Annotated in this window: 15 protein-coding genes; all 15 read left to right on the top strand. The window is 53.7% G+C overall.

What is annotated here, in order from left to right; translation table 11 throughout:
• Positions 1–50 precede the first annotated feature (50 nt).
• The 15 genes from HOP44_RS05845 (at position 51) to HOP44_RS05775 (ending at position 18,705) form a co-directional block, all read left to right on the top strand.
• Positions 51–524 carry a GNAT family N-acetyltransferase gene (locus HOP44_RS05845; RefSeq protein WP_172251335.1) on the top strand — a complete coding sequence of 158 codons (474 nt, stop codon included), beginning with the start codon at positions 51–53 and terminating at the stop codon, positions 522–524.
• Positions 525–736: 212 nt separating this feature from the next.
• Positions 737–2,011 (top strand): hypothetical protein, encoded by a 1,275-nt coding sequence (locus HOP44_RS05840; RefSeq protein WP_172251333.1) that lies wholly within the window; start codon positions 737–739, stop codon positions 2,009–2,011.
• A 175-nt stretch (positions 2,012–2,186) separates the two neighbouring features.
• Positions 2,187–3,167: a phosphodiester glycosidase family protein gene (locus HOP44_RS05835; RefSeq protein ID WP_246369586.1), complete on the top strand. Its 981-nt coding sequence runs from the start codon at positions 2,187–2,189 to the stop codon at positions 3,165–3,167.
• 3 nt (positions 3,168–3,170) lie between these two features.
• Positions 3,171–4,184, top strand: a complete 1,014-nt coding sequence (locus HOP44_RS05830; protein WP_172251331.1) for a bifunctional glycosyltransferase family 2/GtrA family protein — start codon at positions 3,171–3,173, stop codon at positions 4,182–4,184.
• Positions 4,185–4,328: 144 nt separating this feature from the next.
• Positions 4,329–4,784, top strand: a complete 456-nt coding sequence (locus HOP44_RS05825; RefSeq protein ID WP_172251329.1) for a hypothetical protein — start codon at positions 4,329–4,331, stop codon at positions 4,782–4,784.
• 66 nt (positions 4,785–4,850) lie between these two features.
• Positions 4,851–5,666: a class I SAM-dependent methyltransferase gene (locus HOP44_RS05820; protein ID WP_172251327.1), complete on the top strand. Its 816-nt coding sequence runs from the start codon at positions 4,851–4,853 to the stop codon at positions 5,664–5,666.
• A 351-nt stretch (positions 5,667–6,017) separates the two neighbouring features.
• On the top strand, positions 6,018–6,968 hold the full coding sequence (locus tag HOP44_RS05815; RefSeq protein ID WP_172251325.1) for an ABC transporter permease: 951 nt from the start codon (positions 6,018–6,020) through the stop codon (positions 6,966–6,968).
• Positions 6,969–6,986: 18 nt separating this feature from the next.
• Positions 6,987–7,868 (top strand): carbohydrate ABC transporter permease, encoded by an 882-nt coding sequence (locus HOP44_RS05810; RefSeq protein WP_172251323.1) that lies wholly within the window; start codon positions 6,987–6,989, stop codon positions 7,866–7,868.
• Positions 7,869–8,040: 172 nt separating this feature from the next.
• Positions 8,041–9,606, top strand: a complete 1,566-nt coding sequence (locus HOP44_RS05805) for a type 2 periplasmic-binding domain-containing protein (RefSeq protein WP_246369584.1) — start codon at positions 8,041–8,043, stop codon at positions 9,604–9,606.
• A 181-nt stretch (positions 9,607–9,787) separates the two neighbouring features.
• Positions 9,788–11,662: a heparinase II/III domain-containing protein gene (locus HOP44_RS05800; RefSeq protein ID WP_172251319.1), complete on the top strand. Its 1,875-nt coding sequence runs from the start codon at positions 9,788–9,790 to the stop codon at positions 11,660–11,662.
• A 68-nt stretch (positions 11,663–11,730) separates the two neighbouring features.
• Entirely contained in the window at positions 11,731–14,016 is a 2,286-nt protein-coding gene (locus HOP44_RS05795) for an AraC family transcriptional regulator (RefSeq protein ID WP_172251317.1), read from the top strand.
• Positions 14,017–14,190: 174 nt separating this feature from the next.
• The gene (gene hfq / locus HOP44_RS05790; protein WP_172198613.1) at positions 14,191–14,424 is read left to right on the top strand and encodes an RNA chaperone Hfq; all 234 of its coding nucleotides are present in this window, start codon (positions 14,191–14,193) and stop codon (positions 14,422–14,424) included.
• A 158-nt stretch (positions 14,425–14,582) separates the two neighbouring features.
• Positions 14,583–15,950 carry a dihydrolipoyl dehydrogenase family protein gene (locus tag HOP44_RS05785; RefSeq protein ID WP_172251315.1) on the top strand — a complete coding sequence of 456 codons (1,368 nt, stop codon included), beginning with the start codon at positions 14,583–14,585 and terminating at the stop codon, positions 15,948–15,950.
• Between the two features lie 128 nt (positions 15,951–16,078).
• Positions 16,079–16,861, top strand: coding sequence for a DeoR/GlpR family DNA-binding transcription regulator (locus HOP44_RS05780; RefSeq protein ID WP_172251313.1), 783 nt, complete (start codon positions 16,079–16,081; stop codon positions 16,859–16,861).
• Between the two features lie 86 nt (positions 16,862–16,947).
• On the top strand, positions 16,948–18,705 hold the full coding sequence (locus tag HOP44_RS05775) for a class I mannose-6-phosphate isomerase (RefSeq protein WP_172251311.1): 1,758 nt from the start codon (positions 16,948–16,950) through the stop codon (positions 18,703–18,705).
• The last annotated feature ends 12 nt before the right edge of the window (positions 18,706–18,717 follow it).

Here is an 18,717-nt window from a genome sequence, read left to right as displayed (position 1 = left end):
TCCGATCGCGAATGAATACAGGCATGACTCAATAAAAAAGGAGGGACCCTATGTCTATTACATTAAGTTTGGCCGGGCCTGAAGATGCGCATACGATTCATGATATGCAAATACGGGCCTTCGCGCCGCTGCTGGAAAAATACCGCGATACGAACACCAGCCCGGCGTCGGAATCGGTTAAAGACGTCCGCCGGCGAATCGAACAACCTTTCACCGATTACTATGTGATTCAAAAAGATGCCAAGACCGTAGGAGCGATTCGCATTGTACGCAGCGAGAGTCGTTGTCGGGTTAGTCCCGTGTTCGTTCTGCCGGAATATCAGGGACGCGGCATTGCCAGAGAAACCTTTAAATGGATCGAAGCCATGTATGCGGACGCGCCGCGTTGGGAGCTGGACACCGTTTTGCAGGAAGAAGGTAACTGCCGCTTGTACGAATCGCTCGGTTATCGACGCTTTGGCGAGCACAAAGTGGTGAACGAGCGGATGACACTTGTTTATTACGAAAAAGAGATGGGGCGATGAGGCAGAACACGTATCGATTATCAATCATCGTAGAAAGTAAAGTGCTCTGAAAATTTGCTTGATATATAGGTATATGAAGTAAGAAGGTGATGGATCATTTTACAATAATTTTTCATCTGAAACTAATTATGTAACTTAGGAGAAAAGAAAATAATGCAATTATATCGGTAAATCGAGTATAAGATTACTTAGATTTTAGGAGAGTGAATATATTGGAATTGCATGACTTAGAGATGCGAGACATGATCTACGGCTTAGCTAAAGCTCAAAATGTATCGGAAATGTATAAAGCCTGGCTTTTAGCTCCTTACAGTAAAGATATTAAGGCAATTGTTTGTTTAGAAGATTACAACAAAAAAGTGTATCCCCCTGATTTAGCGAGGTTGATGAATAGTGGTGAGTTGGATATCATCCCTTATTTTCAGTCGGAGCAGCTATATTTTCTGGATGTTGAAACAACAAGCGATATGTTCAAATCTTCTACGGGACAAGCTGTATTTGCGTTAGATTATTCCATTATGCTAGATACGAATTATGCCAGCTACATCCATCAATTTGTGAACCGAAAGGAGAGATCATTCGATTATCCTCCATTCAAGAAGCTGGGCCTATTATTAGAACATAATTTAAATTATGATTATTTTTTTTATTTAATCGAAAATACAAAAGGTTTCTCTACAGATCATTTTAACTTAGACGAATTTAAGGCCAAGCATTCTGATATCTATAAGAATATGATTAGCATGGAATTATTTAAAAGTATCGACTCCAAAATTTTTAAAACCACCGGGGAACTACAATATGGAATCACTGTACATGAAGCGGTAGAAACAACAGACGAATTTGTAAAAAGCATTTTTTGTAGTGAAATTGGGCGAGAGTTTTATAATGAGTTCCGATTTGTACAGAAACAAATGACGTTATTTTTAATCGGTATGTTGAAAATTAACTTTAGAAGTGGAAGAAACGCAGCAAAAAAGACTACTGAACTCTTTGCTTATATGCATGAAGTAGTCGGCGTCTATTTGGATCGTGAAATGATCATTGCCCATAAGTTTTTTGACAAGGAAAAAGGAATGGATATCTTTAGAAAGCTACAGAAAAATATGGAAATGGAAAATCTACAAGCAATCATCGAAAATATTGCTTGGGATCTTACAGCACCACGAGTGATGGAATATTTTATGGCACGTATTGGAGAAGGTCGCTACTTTTTACCGTTTTTTTTATCGAATGATGAAGGACTTAAAAACTTGTTTAAGCTATATAATGTAAAGGCTGTGATTTTAGATAACGATGGGCACGCAATTTCGATTACAGATCCAGTAAACGTAGAATATTTTGAAGAGAAAAATTGCAAGGTTGATTTTGAATATTATTTTTCCGATTCCAGTAAGAGAGAACGATTTATGAAATTGGAAGACAATAGAAAAAATATTAACAATCTTTTGAGAAGTGAAATTGCAGAATTGTCTTTATTTTTGTAAATAGATAGACATACTGATTGCTCTTAATAGAAAAAAGGAATTATAGAATATAAAGACTTGTGAATTATATATCAACTCTGCTTTTTGAATGAACTCCCTTTTTTCTATTTCAGATTCATTTAAGCCGGCTCTCTTATTCTGAACTCATCACAGAATACGAAGAGGTGAGCTTCCCATGATGAGAGCAGACGAACCCGTTTCCCCATCTACCCGCAAGAAGCGCAGGTGGCCGATTATTGTAATGGTGATCGTGCTTGTGCTCGGAACCGTCTTATACAGCCTGGCCAACCGATACCTGATTCCGCACGTCGAAGTAGCCGTTGTCGACCGTTCCTTGAGTACGGCTGCCGCAAGTTCAAGCAGCGAAGATACAGCCCAATTGGCTGTCGAAGCAAACGCGGTATCCGACGACTGGAGCTACAGCAGCGAGGATATCGATATTCAGATCGAGCAGGTCGTTACCGGCTCCGGTTCGGATCAGATCACGTATTATGTGGCGGACGTGGTGCTTCAGAATGCCGCCGACCTCAAGTCGGCTTTGGCCAACAACAGCTTCGGAACCAATATCACCGACAAGACCTCGAATATCGCTGCGGATGCCGGCGCGATTCTGGCGATCAACGGCGACTACTACGGATTCCGGGATGACGGCGTCATTATCCGGAACGGCACGCTGTACCGCGACGAGCCGGTACGCGATGCGGCAGCCCTGATGAGCGACGGCACGATGCAGACTTACGACGAGACCGCGGTCTCGTCATCCGAGCTGCTGGAATCCGGCGTGCTCCATACACTGTCGTTTGGTCCGATTCTGATCCAAAACGGCGAAATCGTCGGGGACTTCGGCAGCGTCAGTATCGACAAGAACTTCGGCAACCGTTCGATCCAGGATGCCAATCCGCGTACGGCGATCGGGATGATCTCGGCCAATCATTATGTATTCGTGGTGGTTGACGGGCGTTCGGACGAGAGCCGGGGTATGACGCTTGACGAACTTGCGGCCGTTATGCAGAATCTCGGCGCGACCGAAGCGTACAATCTCGATGGCGGCGGTTCTTCGACGATGTATTTTAGGGGACGGGTCGTCAACAATCCGCAGGGCGAGAACAAAGAACGCGGCGTCAGCGACATTCTGTACGTGGGCGAGGGGGAATAGATCATGACGATCCTGATTCCTTCCTATGAACCCGATGTCCGTCTGCTGAACCTGACCGTCAAGCTGCAGGAATACGGCCTCGGTCCGATCGTGATCGTCGACGACGGCAGCGGCCCGGCTTACCGGGGCATTTTCGAGAGTGCTCAAGCCTACGGCTGCACGGTGCTCACGCATACGCATAATCTGGGCAAAGGCTGCGCGCTCAAGACGGGATTCCGGCATATCCGCGAAGGGGGCCTGCAGGAAGCCGTGATCTGCGCCGACAGCGACGGGCAGCATCTGCCCCAAGATATCAAGCGAGTCGCCGAAGCGATCAAGCGCGAGTCGTCGGCATGTCTGGTGCTCGGCAGCCGCAGATTTACGGGAAAGGTCCCGCTGCGCAGCCGTTTTGGCAACAGCGTCACCCGCGGCGTGTTTGCGATCGCAGCCGGCGGCAAAGTCCAGGACACCCAGACGGGGCTGCGCGCTTTTTCGTACGAGCTGCTGGATTGGCTGTGCGAGATTCCCGGCGACCGCTTCGAATACGAGATGAATATGCTGCTGGGGGCACGCCGGGAAGGCCGCATGATCCGGGAAGTCTTTATCGAGACGGTCTATCTGGAAGCAAACAAATCGTCCCACTTTCGTCCGCTGATTGACTCCCTGCGCATCTATCTGCCGATTCTGGCGTTTGGCGCTTCGTCGGCGGCCTCGGCGCTGATCGACTTCCTGCTGCTGTTCGTCTTCCAGTATCTGTCGCATAACCTGTTCTTCTCGGTCGTCGCCGCCCGGCTGTGCAGCTCGGTCTTCAACTATACGATGAACCGCAGATATGTCTTCGGCGGCCCCCATACGGCGAAGATCGGCAGGTCGATGCCCAAATATTTCTCGCTTGTGGCGCTTGTGCTGCTGCTCAATTACGGACTGCTGTATTTCTATAAGGAACAGCTGATTCTCCCGCTTCTGGCCGCGAAGATTCTGACCGAGGTGTCGATCTTCGTCTTCAGCTTCTGGGCGCAGCGGCGGTTTGTGTATTGAATACGCCTGACGCAGAAGCTCCTTCGGTTGAAAATCGGAGGAGTTTTTTTGCGTGCTTTGGCTGCCGGAGCCAACGATTTGTCCGCTGGCGCGTCTATAAAGAGAGAAGTTGTGCAATCAGACCAAGATCGGAGGGAGATAAGGGTGAGCGAAAAAAAGAAAGCATGGATATGGATATCGATCCCGCTGCTCTACGGAGCGTTGTCGTTCGTTCTGTTATGGATCTTCCCGCTGCGTATCGGACAGATCGTATTCGGAGCTTTCTGGCTGTGGATCGGCATGCGCTTCGCTCGTTTGGAAGGCAGTTCGGTAAAGAATTTCGTATGGGGGAACAGCCTGTGGCTGATCTCGTTCCTGCTCTACCTGTGGCAGTTCGTGCTGCTCGACGATGCGAACCGGAATATGGCGCTTGCCGCATGGAGCCAATATTATGCGTTATCGTTCGTGATGTCGGGCGCTTGGGTGTACATGGCATTCGAGAAAGGCGTCATCCGAAGTACTCCTGTCGCGATTTATGCTTATGGCATCATGTTTCTGGTATTCGCGATCGGATTCCTATGGGGGAAGATCAAAAAAAGATCGCGAGTGGACAACGTCTAGGAGGTGAATAGGCACAGCCAGCATCAATCCAAATCAACCCCCATGATCTTTGAACGGAGAGATTCCATGAAAAACTTAATCGACTATTACAGCGCTTTTGACGAATGGGGCCGCTTGGACCGGGAACCGATCGAATTCATAGTGAATATGCATCATATTCTGGCGCATCTGCCGCAGCAGGCCCGCGTGCTGGATAATGGAGCGGGACCGGGGAAATACGCCGTGGCGCTCGCGAAGAAAGGCTTCCGCTTAACGCTCACCGATCTTACGCCGAGATTGGTAGAGACGGCCGAACTCAAAGCGCGCGAGGAAGGCGTGAGCGACCGGTTCGACGGGTTCCATGCGCGGGATGCCCGGGATCTGAACGGACTCGAAGAAGGAAGTTTCGATGCTTCGCTGATGCTCGGACCGCTGTATCATCTGCAGCAGGAAGAAGACCGCGACCTTGCCGTGCGTGAGCTGCATCGCGTCACGCGCCCCGGCGGCCTGGTCTTCGTCGCTTTTATGCCGCGCACCTCGTTTCTGCGCAAGTCGCTGGCCCAACCCGATGCCTGGAAACCGAACCATACGGCGGAAGGACTGAACCGGTTTATGGCTTCGGGAGCGTTCGATCATGCCGACGAAGGCCGATTCACCGGCGCCTATTATTTCGAGGTCGATACGATCGAGCCGTTTATGGAAGCCCGCGGTTTTGAAAGTCTCAAGATGGTCGCTTCGAGCAGCGTAGCCGGCACGATGACACCCGAGCAGTGGGCGTACTGGCGCGAACAGGGCGACGATGAGTTTGCGGCAGTCGTCTCGCATCTGATCGGGGTCTCGGACGACCGTCATATTCTGGGCTTGTCGCCGCATATCCTGTATATCGGGCGCCGCAGAAGTTGAAATTCGGCATCTGTACCGCTTCGAAAGACCGGTTTCCGCACTTTGGAGGCCGGTCTTTTTTTGGCGTTCTTCTATCGATGGCCTCGGCGAAATGTAGTGGATTAAAGCGCGCGGCTGCGCTCTTTTATGAGGACGTTCAGCTTAAAAAATCGCCGTTTCCGCAAAAAACGCCATTTTTTCCGGGCACCGTTTTCGTCAAAAAATCGCCATAAAGGCGAATATGAGTCATTGCCCTGCCGCGACCGGAAAGGTAGAGTTGGCCTCAGAAATTGAATACGCTTTCAAATCGGTGTTCGACCCGAACGAAAGACCCAGGCGGCTGCGTATTCTATTCGAATCTGGAGGTGAACCATGCAGCGCAAATCAATCGCGTTACCCGGCACCCTGGAGCGCAAAAGCTCCGGGACGCTCCGAAGCTACATCAAGCACCGGTATTATTTTTTCATGCTGCTGCCGGTCCTGGCGTACTTCGTGATCTTCCATTACGTGCCTATTTACGGAGTGCTGATGGCGTTTCAGGATTTCCGGATCTTCAAAGGCATCTCGGGCAGCGAGTTCGTGGGATTGAAGCATTTTCGCGAATTGTTCGACGGAATCTATTTCATGCAGGTGCTGAAGAACACGCTGATTATCAACGCCTACAAGATTCTGTTCGGCTTCCCGGCTCCGATCCTTCTGGCTCTGCTGATCAATGAAGTCATGCGGCCGAGATTCAAGAAATTCGTGCAGACGATCAGCTACCTGCCGCATTTTCTTTCCTGGATCGTGCTGTCGGGCATCGTGATCGAGATTTTGTCTCCAAGCCGCGGCGCGCTGAACGTGCTGCTGATGGAGCTGGGCTTCCAGCCGGTGTATTTTCTCGCCAGCACGGATTGGTTCCGCACGATTCTCGTCAGTACGGACATCTGGAAAGGGGTCGGCTTCTCGGCGATTATCTATCTGGCCGCGATCGCGGGGATCAGTCCCGAACTGTACGAAGCGGCGGAGGTGGACGGGATCAGCCGGCTCAAGAAGGTCTGGTATATCACGCTGCCGTCGATCGCTCCTGTGATCGTAATCATGGTTATTCTGAATTCGGGCAGTATCATCAACGACGATTTTGATCAGATTTTCAATCTGCTTAACACGAATGTGCTCAGCGTCGGCGACGTGATCTCGACCTATACGTACACCGAGGGAATCGCCAAGATGAACTACAGCTACGCCGCCGCGGTCGGATTGTTCAAGAACGTGATCGCGCTGATTATGGTGCTGACCGCCAACACGATTGCGCGCCGTTTCAGCGACCAGGCCATCTTCTGAGAAAGGAGCATGAATCTTATGAAAATCAAGCATCGAAGCTGGTCCGACCGTATTTATGTCACTTTTGCCTATACGGTCCTGGTTCTGCTGTGCGTCTCGATTATCGTGCCCATGATGCAGGTGCTGACCGTCTCGGTCAGCCCCGTGGAGGTCATCAACAGCTACGGATTCCACCTGTTCCCGACGAAATTCGACTTCAGCGGCTATCAGGAAGTATTCCGCAAGTCGATCATCTGGACGGCTTACGGCAATACGATTATTCGGACCGTGCTCGGCACGGCGCTGACCGTCATTCTGACTTTTATGGGCGCGTATCCTCTGTCCAAAAAAAGCCTGCCGCACCGTCCGTTTTGGACCGCGCTGATCGTATTCACCATGTTTTTCTCCGGCGGACTGATTCCAAGCTACATGCTGATCAAGAACCTGGGGCTGATGAATTCGGTCTGGGCGCTGGTGCTGCCGGGAGTGGTCAGTGTGTTCCTGCTCCTGATCGTCCGCAACTTTATCGCCGCGCTGCCGGAAAGCCTGGAAGAATCCGCCAAGATCGACGGAGCCGGCGAACTGTACATCCTCTGGAAGATCATCATGCCGCTGTCGATGCCCATTCTCGCCACCGTCTCGCTGTACAGCGCCGTCGGCCACTGGAACGCCTGGTTCGACTCCATGCTGTACATCCAGGACGAACACAAGCAGGTGCTTCAGCTGATCCTGCGGCGGATCGTCATCGACGGCACGCTGGACCCTTCCTCCGGCGTAACCGACAGCATGGATAAGCCGGTCAATACCGAATCGATGAAGATGGCGACGCTGGTCGTATCCATTCTGCCGATCATCTGCATCTATCCGTTTCTGCAAAAATATTTCGTCAAAGGTACCATGCTGGGTTCCGTCAAAGGGTAATTCCCCGGAGCCGCGGCGGCTTCCAAAGGCTGATAGGCCCGAAGCGAAGCCTGCTACGCCCGGGTTCACAGGTCGGACAATGTCCGATATAATCTAGGTCGGATATGTATGCGCTTACTCCGGGATCGATCGGACTACCGGCGTCTGCATGCGGCCAGTTGGAGGGATTGTCATGAAAAGAAATCGTTTGGGCAAAGCAGGTTCGGGATTGGCGGCGATTGCGCTGCTGGCGGGAATGCTGTCGGCTTGCGGAGAACCGGATTCCTCGAAGCCGGCGGAAGGAGCCGACTCGTCGGAACCGGTACAGCTGGATTGGCTCGCTTACAACTCATACGCGCAGCCCGATCCGAATTCGAACATTTTCAAAATGGTGGAAGACAAGTTCAACGCGAAATTCAACGTCTGGTACGTGGACGCGCAGCAGTGGAACGACCAGGTCAACGTGAAGTTTGCGGCAGGCGAAATTCCCGACGTGCTTCAGATCCGGGAACAAATTCCGAAGTATGTGGCCAACGGCATTTTGGCGGAAATTCCCGAGGAGGACATCCAAAAATATGCGCCGACGTACGCGAAAGTCATCGACGAGTACGATGCTTCGCTCTGGAACACGGTCAAGTACGAAGGCAAAATCTATGGGCTTCCCGCTATCAATCTTAACGGGGACTACGCCCAGTCGACGATCTGGCGCAAGGACTGGCTGGACAAGGTCGGCATCGATAAAATTCCCGAAACGCTGGATGAATTCGAGACCGCCCTGACGAAGTTCCGCAATGAAGATCCCGACGGCAATGGGAAAAAAGATACGTACGGCATGTCCGATTACGCGATTCCCTACGTGCTCGGCGCGTTCGGAATGCCGGCTAACGGCACCAACTACGTCATGAAAGACGGCAAAATCGAATTTGCGGCCGTGCAGCCGGAAATGAAAAAGGCGCTTGCCGTACTGCATGACTGGTACGAGAAAGAACTGATCGATCCCGAATTTATCACGGGCGAAAATACGGGCGGTTACTGGGCGGATTCCCATGCCTTCTATAACAACCGGATAGGTTTGACCGGCAACGGTATGTTTTACCATTGGCGCAACGAGCTGTTCGACAGCGAAGACGCGGGCGGCGAACAATATCAAAACTTCAAAAAAGCGCAGCCGGACGGCGAGATCGCTTTCGGAGTGCCGCCGGTCGGACCGGACGGCCAATCGGGCGCACCGCAGTGGGGCGTGAACAGCGTTCCGATCGGAATCTCGCCGAAAGCGGCCGAAGATCCGCGCAAGGTGGAATTATTCTTGAGCATGCTCGAGACGAGCTTTACGGATTATGATTATTATTTGACCGTGTTCCGGGGCGAAGAAGGCCTCGATTGGAAAAAAAACGGGGATGGATCAATCACGAAGATCAAGGACGAGAGCGATGCGAACGCCAGCTTCAAACGCGGAGCCCAGGTGTTCAACATTATGGAGAACCCGGCATACGGCAAAAAAGAGCTTTCCAAGTTGTATGAGTTCGGAGAATCCGTCAAAACGAAAGGCTACCCTCCGGTTATCGCGCCAGCCGTCGACAGTCTGTCGCAGTACTCCGGAAACCTTCTCAAACTTCAGGAAGAAACATATACCAAGATCATCATCGGCGAACAGCCGGTCGATAGTTTCGATACGTTCGTGCGGAACTTTATGGATAACGGAGGTTCACAGGTGGAACAAGACGTCAACGAAGCCTATCGGCAGATGGTCAGCGAGTAAGACGAAAGCAGCGGGGAGACGGGCAGTCAAGCGGGGATGCCCGTCTCCCTTACGTGCGTCTTTCATGCCTGTTGTTCCGCACGAGAAGGCGAATTTTGACCCAAGTGCCGGGGTTTTTCCGGGACGGGGCACTTTGCGGCTCCATATATCAAGGGGCAGGCATCATAAGAGGAGGCGGATCATGGTTGCATACCATGAATTGAGGAAAGCGATTTTGAAAGTGGAGCGGCGGCCAAACCATCTGGCCGGTGCCGTCATTACGCCGGAAAAATTGGCCGGGCTTCGTTCTTCCTTATATTTGGAGCGACTGCTTGAAGAAATCCGTGCCGAAGCGGAGATCGGCGCAAGTCAGCCGCTGCCGGCGCTGAACTTCGCCGATTTCAAGACGTTTCGGGAGACAGGCACGCGATTCGAATACGAACGTCCCTATTTCCACCGCCGCGGGCGGCTGTTGGCATTGGCGATGGCGCTGTTGATCGACGAAGACGACAAATATCTCGAACCGCTCGAACAGACGATTTGGGAGATCTGCGGCGAATACAGCTGGGCGGTGCCCGCGCATCTGCCGTACTCGCACAGGGGAGCGCGGGATTCGCTGCCTTCGGATCGCATCGTCGACTTGTTCGCGGCGGAGACCGGACACGCGCTGGCGGAAATGCTGCTGCTGGTCGGCGACCGGCTGCATCCGTGGGTCTCGCAGCGGGTCCGGCTCGAAGTCGAACGGCGCGTCTTTGAGCCGACGTTCGGCAGCGGGCAGCCGTTCTTCTGGTTCTCCGCGGAGCATAACTGGTCCGCCGTCTGCGCCGGCGCGGTCGGCATGGCGGCGCTGCTGCTGGTGGAAGACCGTGAACGCCTGGCCGGGATGCAGGCCCGCATCGCTGACGCGATGGAGAGCTTTTTGTCCGGCTATGGGGAAGACGGCTGCTGCCTGGAAGGAGCCGGTTACTGGACCTATGGCTTCGGTTATTACGTATATTGGGCAGAAATGTTGTATGACTATACCGACAGGGAAGTCGATCTTCTCGAGGATGACAAAATACGGCGCATCGCCGACTATGCGGGCAGCACGGCGCTATCGTCGATGACCTGTATCAATTACTCGGACTGCTCTCCGTCTCTTCTTTTGCATCCCGGGATGTTGACCCGGCTGCGCAGCCGTATCGGCGCTTCCGTTCCGGCCCTGCCGCGCCCGCCGCTTTTTCACGACGACCGCTGCTACCGCTGGCCGCATCTGGTTCGCAATCTGTTGTGGACCGACGAAGATTCCGCGGAGGGCGAGCTTCGGATGGGAACGATCGACTTCCCGGATGCCGGTTGGATTATCGACAAACGCGACACACCGTCGGGTCTGTTCGCTTTTTCGGCCAAGGGAGGACACAACGGCGAGCCGCACAATCACAACGATCTGGGACATTTTATTGTCCATATCGGCGGAGAGACGCTGCTGACTGACCTGGGACCGGGCATGTATACTAAAGATTACTTCGGTGCCGGGCGCTATAGCTATCTTCATACGTCGTCGCGAGGACATTCCGTGCCCGTCATCAACGGCTGCGGGCAGCAGGCGGGGGAAGAATATGCCGCGAACGTTTTGCGCAGCGTCAGGGACGGAGATCATCTCCATTTCGATCTCGATTTGACGGGAGCCTACGGTCCCGAAACGGAATTGGAACTGTTTACCCGGCACTTCCTATGGACCTGCAGAGAAGGGGAGGCGTCCGCCAAGCTGGAAGTGCGCGACGTATTTGAATTTATTTCCGATGGCGAACAACCGGAACAGGCCGGGATGGAAGCACAGAGGCCCGGAAACCGGGTAACGGAGCACCTCATCAGCCTGAATCGTCCCGAAATGGGTCCGGGCTCCGTCATCTGGCGCGGCGAGCGGGCAAAAGCGGAGTTGGTATACGACTCTTCCAAGTTTGAAGCGGCCGTGGAAGAGATTGCGAGTATAACCCAGCTGGGTGAAGTACAGAAGGTTTATCGAACGGTATTGATGGCCGAAGGCCTGAAGGATCGGTTTGTTGGCGAATGGAGTCTATGCTGCCGGGTAGAGTGAGGAACTACATCAAGCCCGGAAGCCCGGAAGCCCGGAAGCCCGGAAGCCCGGCGAAAGGGGGAGAAGGCATGCCGAACCGAAAATTGAACGAGTCCGCTTTTTTCTCGCGGCTGCTTTTTTTCAATCTGGCGCTGATTCTGCTTCTTGGCGTTCTGCCGCAGATCGGCATTTTCCAATATATGATGCAGGCTTACAACACCGAGCTGTACCGGTTCAACACGCAGTCCGTCAAGCAGATCCGCAATACGGTCGACGAGCAGCTGCTGATGCCGACGGTACAGATCGCCAAGCGGAATCTGACCGAGCTGTCGGATGACAATACCGCTTTGTTTTACCCGATGACCCATCAGATCCGGCATGATTATTCCGCGATCGTGAACGTGCAGGAAGCGTTATCGGCCCTTCAGTCGGAGCAGCCGTTTATCCGTTATGTCGATATGTATTATTTCCGGGATCCGGTCTTCTTCTACGGCACGCGGTTTTTCTACTTCCCTCAGGAATCCGGGCGCGATCCCGGCTTTCGCAAACCCTGGCTGGACAAATTCCTGACAACGGATGCCCAGGTCGGCTGGTATGCCGCTTCCGCGCCCGACGCCGGCGGAGGCGAAGAGCGCTTGATCAGCTATGTGCGCAGCTATCCGTACTTCGCGCCGCTCGATCGCCGGAAGGCGGTCTTCGCTATCCATCTGAAGGAAAGCGCGGTGCGCCAGTCGCTGGCCGATTCTTTTGATCCGGCCAGCGGACTGGCTTTTATCGTGGACGAACGGGGAGAGCTTGTGACGGGAAACGCCGATCCCGACAGCGGAGCGGCTTATATGCAGGCGGCCGCGCTCTGGGCGCAGCGGACCGGCGGAGGAGACCCGCAGCAGGGAAGTTTCGAAGCGGAGCTGGACGGACGGGAAGCCGTGGTCGCTTATGCGCATTCGCGGGTCAATAACTGGGATTACGTGACGCTTGTGGACAAGAGCCTTTTTTACAAAAAAGCGGCCGATCTCAAAAACCTCATGTACGCGCTCTGGGCGGGACTGCTGCTCGTGGGTCTCGCCCTGCTGTATGTATTGACCAAAAAACAATACGGACCGATCGGGTCTACCCTGCAGCGCTACTCGCTGCAGCTGCACGATCTGAACGAGCAGCTGGCCGTCAACAAACCGGTCATCAAGTACCATTACATCATGGAACTGCTGAGCGGCGGGCACCGGATACCGCCGGAGCCCGGCGAAGAAGCCGCCGGCGCATCCGATACCGGAAATGCGCAGGAGATGCGCCGTTTTCTTGGGCTTGAACTGCTCGGAGACCGTATCTGCTGCTTTATCCTGCAGCCAAGAAGCGCCGGACCGGGTGCTCCGCAGCTGGCGGAAGCCTACCAGTTGGCCGAGCGCCTGGAAGCACAGTCCGCCGAAGACGCACGGATTTGGGTGATTGTGGCGCCGGACCGCAGTTTGTACGGAATTGTCGATCTGCGGCTGTCTTCCGCGCAAGCCGGTAGCTTGATTGCAAAGCGGATTGTTCCGGCAGCGGGAGAGGCGTATACCCTCTGCATCGGCTCAACCCGGCAGCAGGGAAGCGATGCCGCCGCCTATTCGCACCGGGAAGCGATAGAAGCCGGCCGCTACGGATTCTTCTATCCCGATCGGCTTCGGCTGGATTACGGGGAGCTGAACGAGGAAGAGCGAAGATCGACGGGAGGGTCCGTGCGCTTCTTCGCGGATCTGGAGAATGGGTTGAAAGCCGGCGAACGGAACCGCGCACGCCAGGCGGTCGAAGGCGCGGTCGAAGAGATGCGAAGCGGCGGTTTCACGGCGGATTACGGCCGGCAGCAGTTGGGCGAATTGGTCTATACGTTCCACAAGACGCTAAAAGGCATGGGTGTGGATCCGCAGCTGCTGTTCGATACGGATATTCGCGCGGAAGCGGGCGGGATTTCCGATGCGGAACTGTTTCTTGAATGGATGAGGGAACGTCTGGACACCGCATTCGGACATCTGGAAGAACGCAAACAGCGGACCAACCGGGATCTGGTCGAAGGCGTGCGGCAGTTTGTCGCAGACCATCTGTACAACGAGATCAGTCTGGACCGGGCGGCCGAACATCTGGGAGTCACTCCGAACTATGTCAGCCGCCAGTTCAAATTGAACACCGGCAGCACCTTTATCGAGTACGTCACGGCTCGCCGAATGGAAGCGGCGGCAGGGCTGCTGCAGGGCGGTCAGATGACCGTAAGTGCGATCGCCGAGAAACTCGGCTACCAGTCGACGAATCATTTTATCCGTATTTTCAAGGAAAAGTACGGAATAACGCCGAAGCAGTACCAGAAGAACGGGCCGAACAGCCCCGATCAGGAGATTTCTTGATTTTCGTGCACCATGAGAGCATAGGCCGATTTCCAAAGGCGGCCGCCGCGCAAATTTGCTCCAGGCTTTTTTGAGACTCGGGCGGTTCGGGATGGTATAATGACCAGGAATCGGATTGACGCGGAAGAACGTCGAGACGAATCTTATCCCATTAACATAGAGAGAGGGATCACAATGTCCAATGAACCATCCGGAGAACAACGAACAGGCTTTCAGCAGGACGATCAGCTGCGGCAGCTTAGCGAGAGCGGGCGCGACTGCACGGTCATTACGGTCAATGGTGCCCGTATTCAAGGGAAGATCGAAGCGTTCGACCGTTTCGTGATCGTCGTACGAACTTCTGCCGGCAAGCAGAGTCTCATTTACAAACATGCCGTTTCGACGATCATCGCCGAAAAGGCCAAATAAGAACGCAGTTCAGCCAAAAGGCCCGGACGGGCGGCGAGAAGATCGCCGCCCGTCCGGGCCTTTTGGCGCGGCGGACGAAACAAGGCGCAAGCGGGCAATTCGGGTAATGGTAAGCGAAAGATAAATGCAGTCCATACCCAGAGAGTGAGGAATTTTCTATGAAGCCCCTATCCGATTTCAATTTTGATCTGATCGTACTCGGAACCGGCAGTGCCGGACAGAATGTCGCAACTTCCTGCCGGGAGAAGGGCTGGAGCGTAGCGATCATCGATCCGCGTCCATTCGGAGGTACCTGCTCCCAGCGAGGCTGCGATCCCAAGCGGGTGCTGGCCGGAGCCGCCGAACTGATCGCGCGCAGCCGAAATCTGACCGGCAAAGGCATCCAAAGCGAGAACGCGATCGATTGGTCCGAACTGATGGCGTTCAAAAATACATTTACCGAAGGCATTCCGAAATCGACCGAAGAAAAGTTCGAGCAGGCGGGGATCCGCTATTTCCACGGTACCGCTTCTTTTGCGGATAAGCGTACGATTACGGTCGGCGAGCATACGCTGACCGGCGGCAAGATCCTGATTGCGACCGGCGCCCGCCCTGCGACGCTCGGTATCGACGGCGAAGAGCTGCTTCTTCACAGCGACGATTTTCTCGACCTGGAGAGTCTTCCCGACACGATCGCATTTATCGGCGGCGGGTATATTTCGTTCGAATTCGCGCATATCGCGGCCGAAGCCGGAGCAAAGGTACATGTGATTCATAACGACGACAAGCCGCTCAAAAATTTCGATCCCGATCTGGTAGAGGCGCTGGTCGACAGTATGAAAAAGATCGGAATTGCGTTCCATCTGAACACGAAGACGACCAAGCTGTCACGCTCCGGCAGAGGCTTCCTGCTCGAAGGCACGCAAAACGGTACGCCGCTGCGCCTCGAATGCGGAGCGGTCGTGCACGGCGCCGGCCGGGTTCCGAATATCGACGAACTGGATCTGGAACAGGGCGAAGTCGACTTCGATAAAAAAGGCGTAACCGTCAACGAATATCTGCGCAGCACCAGCAATCCGGACGTATATGCGGCAGGCGACGTATCCGGATCGCCCGGTCCTTCGCTGACTCCGGCCGCCGGACTCGAAGCCCGGTCCGTAGCGGCCAATCTGCTTCAAGCCGACAGCTCGAAGCCCAATTACACGGCGATTCCGTCGATTGCTTTCACTTATCCCATGCTCGCGTCGGTCGGCATGAGCGAAGCGCAGGCCAAAGACAGCGGCAAAGATATCAAGGTCAACCACGTGGATATGTCGGCTTGGTATACGTACAAACGGATCGGCGAACAACCGAGCAGGGCGAAGGTCATTCTCGATAAAGCGGACGGCAGGATCCTGGGTGCCCATATCCTGAACGGCGAAGCGGAGCATCTGATCAACTATTTCACGATTGCGATACGGCACGGACTGACGGCACCGCAGCTGAGCGACACGCTGTTCGCTTATCCGACGGACGGCAGCGATGTGCAGTATTTGTTGGAGATGTGAAGGATAGCGATTTTCAGAAGAGTAGAAGTTCGCGAAAGAAGAAGCGGTCCCTGGGGCCGCTTTTTTATGTTCGTTTATGTTAAAATAGGAAAGTTAGCTTGTCAGATTGAGAAAAAGAGGTGTGAACGATGCTGCCATTACAACGAAAACAAGCCTTATTCGCTTATCTCGCCGACAAGGGTGCGGCTACATTAAAAGAATTGAGCCTACACTTCGGCGTGTCGGAAATGACGATTCGCCGCGATTTGAACGCTTTGGAACAGGAGCATCTGATCAACCGCTCCCATGGAGGAGCCGTTTATCGGGCGCCGGCGGCGGAAGAGATCCGGGAAGAACCGGCAATTACGACCAAAGAATCCAGCAATCGCGACACAAAAAACAGGTTGGCCGCTTATGCCGCCGAAAACTTTGTACACAGCGGCTGTACCATTGCCCTGGAAAACGGAACAACGGTATCGCGTATGACCGTGCACTTGGAACGTCTGGACGAATTGACGCTGCTGACCAACGGCATTGATACGCTTAATCTGTTTCGTCCTTACGCTTCCGAGAAGCGGACCGTGATCAGCTGCGGAGGACTGTTTCGGGACAAGTCGGGTACCTTTGTCGGTCCCGAAGCGGAACGTTTTTTTGCGCATTATCACGCAGACGTGTTGTTTTTGTCCGCTCTCGGCTTTACGCATGAATCGGGCTTCACGGACCCTAATCTGCTTGATACCCAGGTAAAGAAAGCCATGATCCGTTCCGCCAAAAAAGTAATCATGCTGCTCGATTCTTCCAAGGTCGGCCAACGCTTCCTTACCCGGGTTGCCGCGTTGAACGATATTGATGTCTGGGTCACCGATCAGGGATTGAGCGAAGAAGACCGGCTTCAGATCGAACAAGCGGGAATCGAGCTTCATGTCGTATGAACAAAAGACCAAAAATATTTTTTGTTCGTTTATGTTAATTTGTGATATATTTTGAGCATAAAAAGTAAAGGAGTGATTTCATATCCATGTCGCCAGGCTATGATCAAGAGCCTTTTATCTCGATCCACGGGCAGGATGACGCAGCTTGGGCGGGCTATCCGGCGATTGGCCGCGAGCTTGTGTCTGCAGTTGAACGGCTGGGCAAACCGAAAACAGTGATTGTACTGGAATGTTATCCCGGCGTTCGGCAGGAGGAAATTGTCGAAGGATGCAAGCAGGCGTTTGCTTCATTCTCGTTGGAAGTGCGGCAGGCCGAAGAAGCGGCGCTGCCTCCGTCCGAAGTCGATCGCAAGATCGGGCGTTATATGACCGAGGATCGCGTGTTCGGTTATCTGTCTTCGTTTCGAATCGAAGAGTTTTACGATGCGGGAAAGCTTCACGAGCTGCGCGGATCGATTGAAGATTCGTCTGCGGAAATTGTCTTGGTGATCGGCTTCGGCGCCTCCCTGGCCGCCCGCGGCGATCTGCTGCTCTACGCCGACTTGGCGCGTTGGGAGATTCAGCGGCGTTATCGCGGGCAGGAGATCGGCGGCTGGCGCGAGATGCGGCCGGAAGACGACATATTGAAACGGTATAAACGCGGCTTTTTCTTCGAATGGCGCATGGCCGACCGTTTGAAAAAAGGGCTGCTGGCCGATGTCGATTATTATCTGGATACGAATGCCCGGGATTCGCCTGTCATGGTGACGGGCCGGGCACTGTTTGAAGGTTTGTCCCAGACCGCCGTTCGTCCGTTTCGTTTGGTTCCTTATTTCGATCCCGGCGTGTGGGGAGGACAATGGTTGGAAAAACATATCGGTCTGCCCAAGGGGGACAACCCTTATGCCTGGGGATTCGACGGCGTGCCGGAAGAGAACAGTCTTTATTTTCTCTATGGGAAGGTACGCCTGGAACTGCCGGCGATCAATTTGGTGTTTTTTCGGGCGATCGAACTGCTCGGCGAGAACGTGTATGCCCGTTTCGGAGCCGAATTTCCGATTCGGTTCGATTTTCTCGATACGATCGGCGGACAGAATTTGAGCCTTCAGGTTCATCCGAGCACGGAATACATTCACGAGCACTTCGGCATGATGTATACGCAGGATGAGAGTTATTACATTTTGGATGCCGAGCCCGGGGCCCAAGTGTATCTCGGTCTGCGCGAGAATATTTCTTCCGAAGACATGATCGCCGATTTGCATACGGCGCAGGATGGCAAAGAGCCTTTCCCGGCCGAGCGATATATTCAAAAGTTTCCCGCGTCCGCACATGACCACTTCCTTATTCCCGCCGGAACCGTACATTGTTCCGCATCGGGCTGTATGGTTCTGGAGATTAGCGCCACGCCTTACATTTTCACGTTCAAACTGTGGGACTGGAATCGGATGGGATTGGACGGCAGGCCCCGTCCGGTGCATTTGAAGCACGGAGAACAAGTGATTCGCTGGGACCGGACGACCGCATGGACAGAAGCGGAATGCGTCAATTGCATCGAACAGATTGCACAGGGAACAGGTTGGACCGAAGAGCGGACAGGGCTGCATAACCTGCAGTTTATCGAAACGCGCCGGCATTGGTTTTCCGAGGCCGTATCGCACGAACAAAATGGAAGCGTTCACATGCTGAACCTGGTATCGGGCGAAGAAGCGGCCGTCGAGAGCATGGACGGATCGTTCGAACCGTTCGTGATCCGCTATGCCGAGACCTTTATCGTACCGGCGGCGGTCGGCGGCTATACGATTCGGCCCAGCGGACCCAGCGAAGGCCGGACGGTAGGCACGATCAAAGCCTATGTACGGACTTAGGAGGTGCCGGAT

The organism is Saccharibacillus deserti, from assembly GCF_013618475.1.
GTDB classification, from domain to species: Bacteria; Bacillota; Bacilli; order Paenibacillales; family Paenibacillaceae; genus Saccharibacillus; species Saccharibacillus deserti.
The sequence above is the reverse complement of the archived record's forward strand: the minus strand, read 5'-3'. Positions and strand labels throughout refer to the sequence as shown.

Excerpts from the sequence above, each read along its gene's own strand:
- HOP44_RS05830 (WP_172251331.1), top strand. The coding sequence starts at position 3,171 with ATGACGATCCTGATTCCTTCCTATGAACCCGATGTCCGTCTGCTGAAC.
- HOP44_RS05820 (WP_172251327.1), top strand. The coding sequence starts at position 4,851 with ATGAAAAACTTAATCGACTATTACAGCGCTTTTGACGAATGGGGCCGC.
- HOP44_RS05805 (WP_246369584.1), top strand. The coding sequence starts at position 8,041 with ATGAAAAGAAATCGTTTGGGCAAAGCAGGTTCGGGATTGGCGGCGATT.
- HOP44_RS05800 (WP_172251319.1), top strand. The coding sequence starts at position 9,788 with ATGGTTGCATACCATGAATTGAGGAAAGCGATTTTGAAAGTGGAGCGG.
- HOP44_RS05845 (WP_172251335.1), top strand. The coding sequence starts at position 51 with ATGTCTATTACATTAAGTTTGGCCGGGCCTGAAGATGCGCATACGATT.
- HOP44_RS05835 (WP_246369586.1), top strand. The coding sequence starts at position 2,187 with ATGATGAGAGCAGACGAACCCGTTTCCCCATCTACCCGCAAGAAGCGC.
- HOP44_RS05810 (WP_172251323.1), top strand. The coding sequence starts at position 6,987 with ATGAAAATCAAGCATCGAAGCTGGTCCGACCGTATTTATGTCACTTTT.
- HOP44_RS05815 (WP_172251325.1), top strand. The coding sequence starts at position 6,018 with ATGCAGCGCAAATCAATCGCGTTACCCGGCACCCTGGAGCGCAAAAGC.
- HOP44_RS05780 (WP_172251313.1), top strand. The coding sequence starts at position 16,079 with ATGCTGCCATTACAACGAAAACAAGCCTTATTCGCTTATCTCGCCGAC.
- hfq (WP_172198613.1), top strand. The coding sequence starts at position 14,191 with ATGTCCAATGAACCATCCGGAGAACAACGAACAGGCTTTCAGCAGGAC.
- HOP44_RS05785 (WP_172251315.1), top strand. The coding sequence starts at position 14,583 with ATGAAGCCCCTATCCGATTTCAATTTTGATCTGATCGTACTCGGAACC.
- HOP44_RS05795 (WP_172251317.1), top strand. The coding sequence starts at position 11,731 with ATGCCGAACCGAAAATTGAACGAGTCCGCTTTTTTCTCGCGGCTGCTT.
- HOP44_RS05775 (WP_172251311.1), top strand. The coding sequence starts at position 16,948 with ATGTCGCCAGGCTATGATCAAGAGCCTTTTATCTCGATCCACGGGCAG.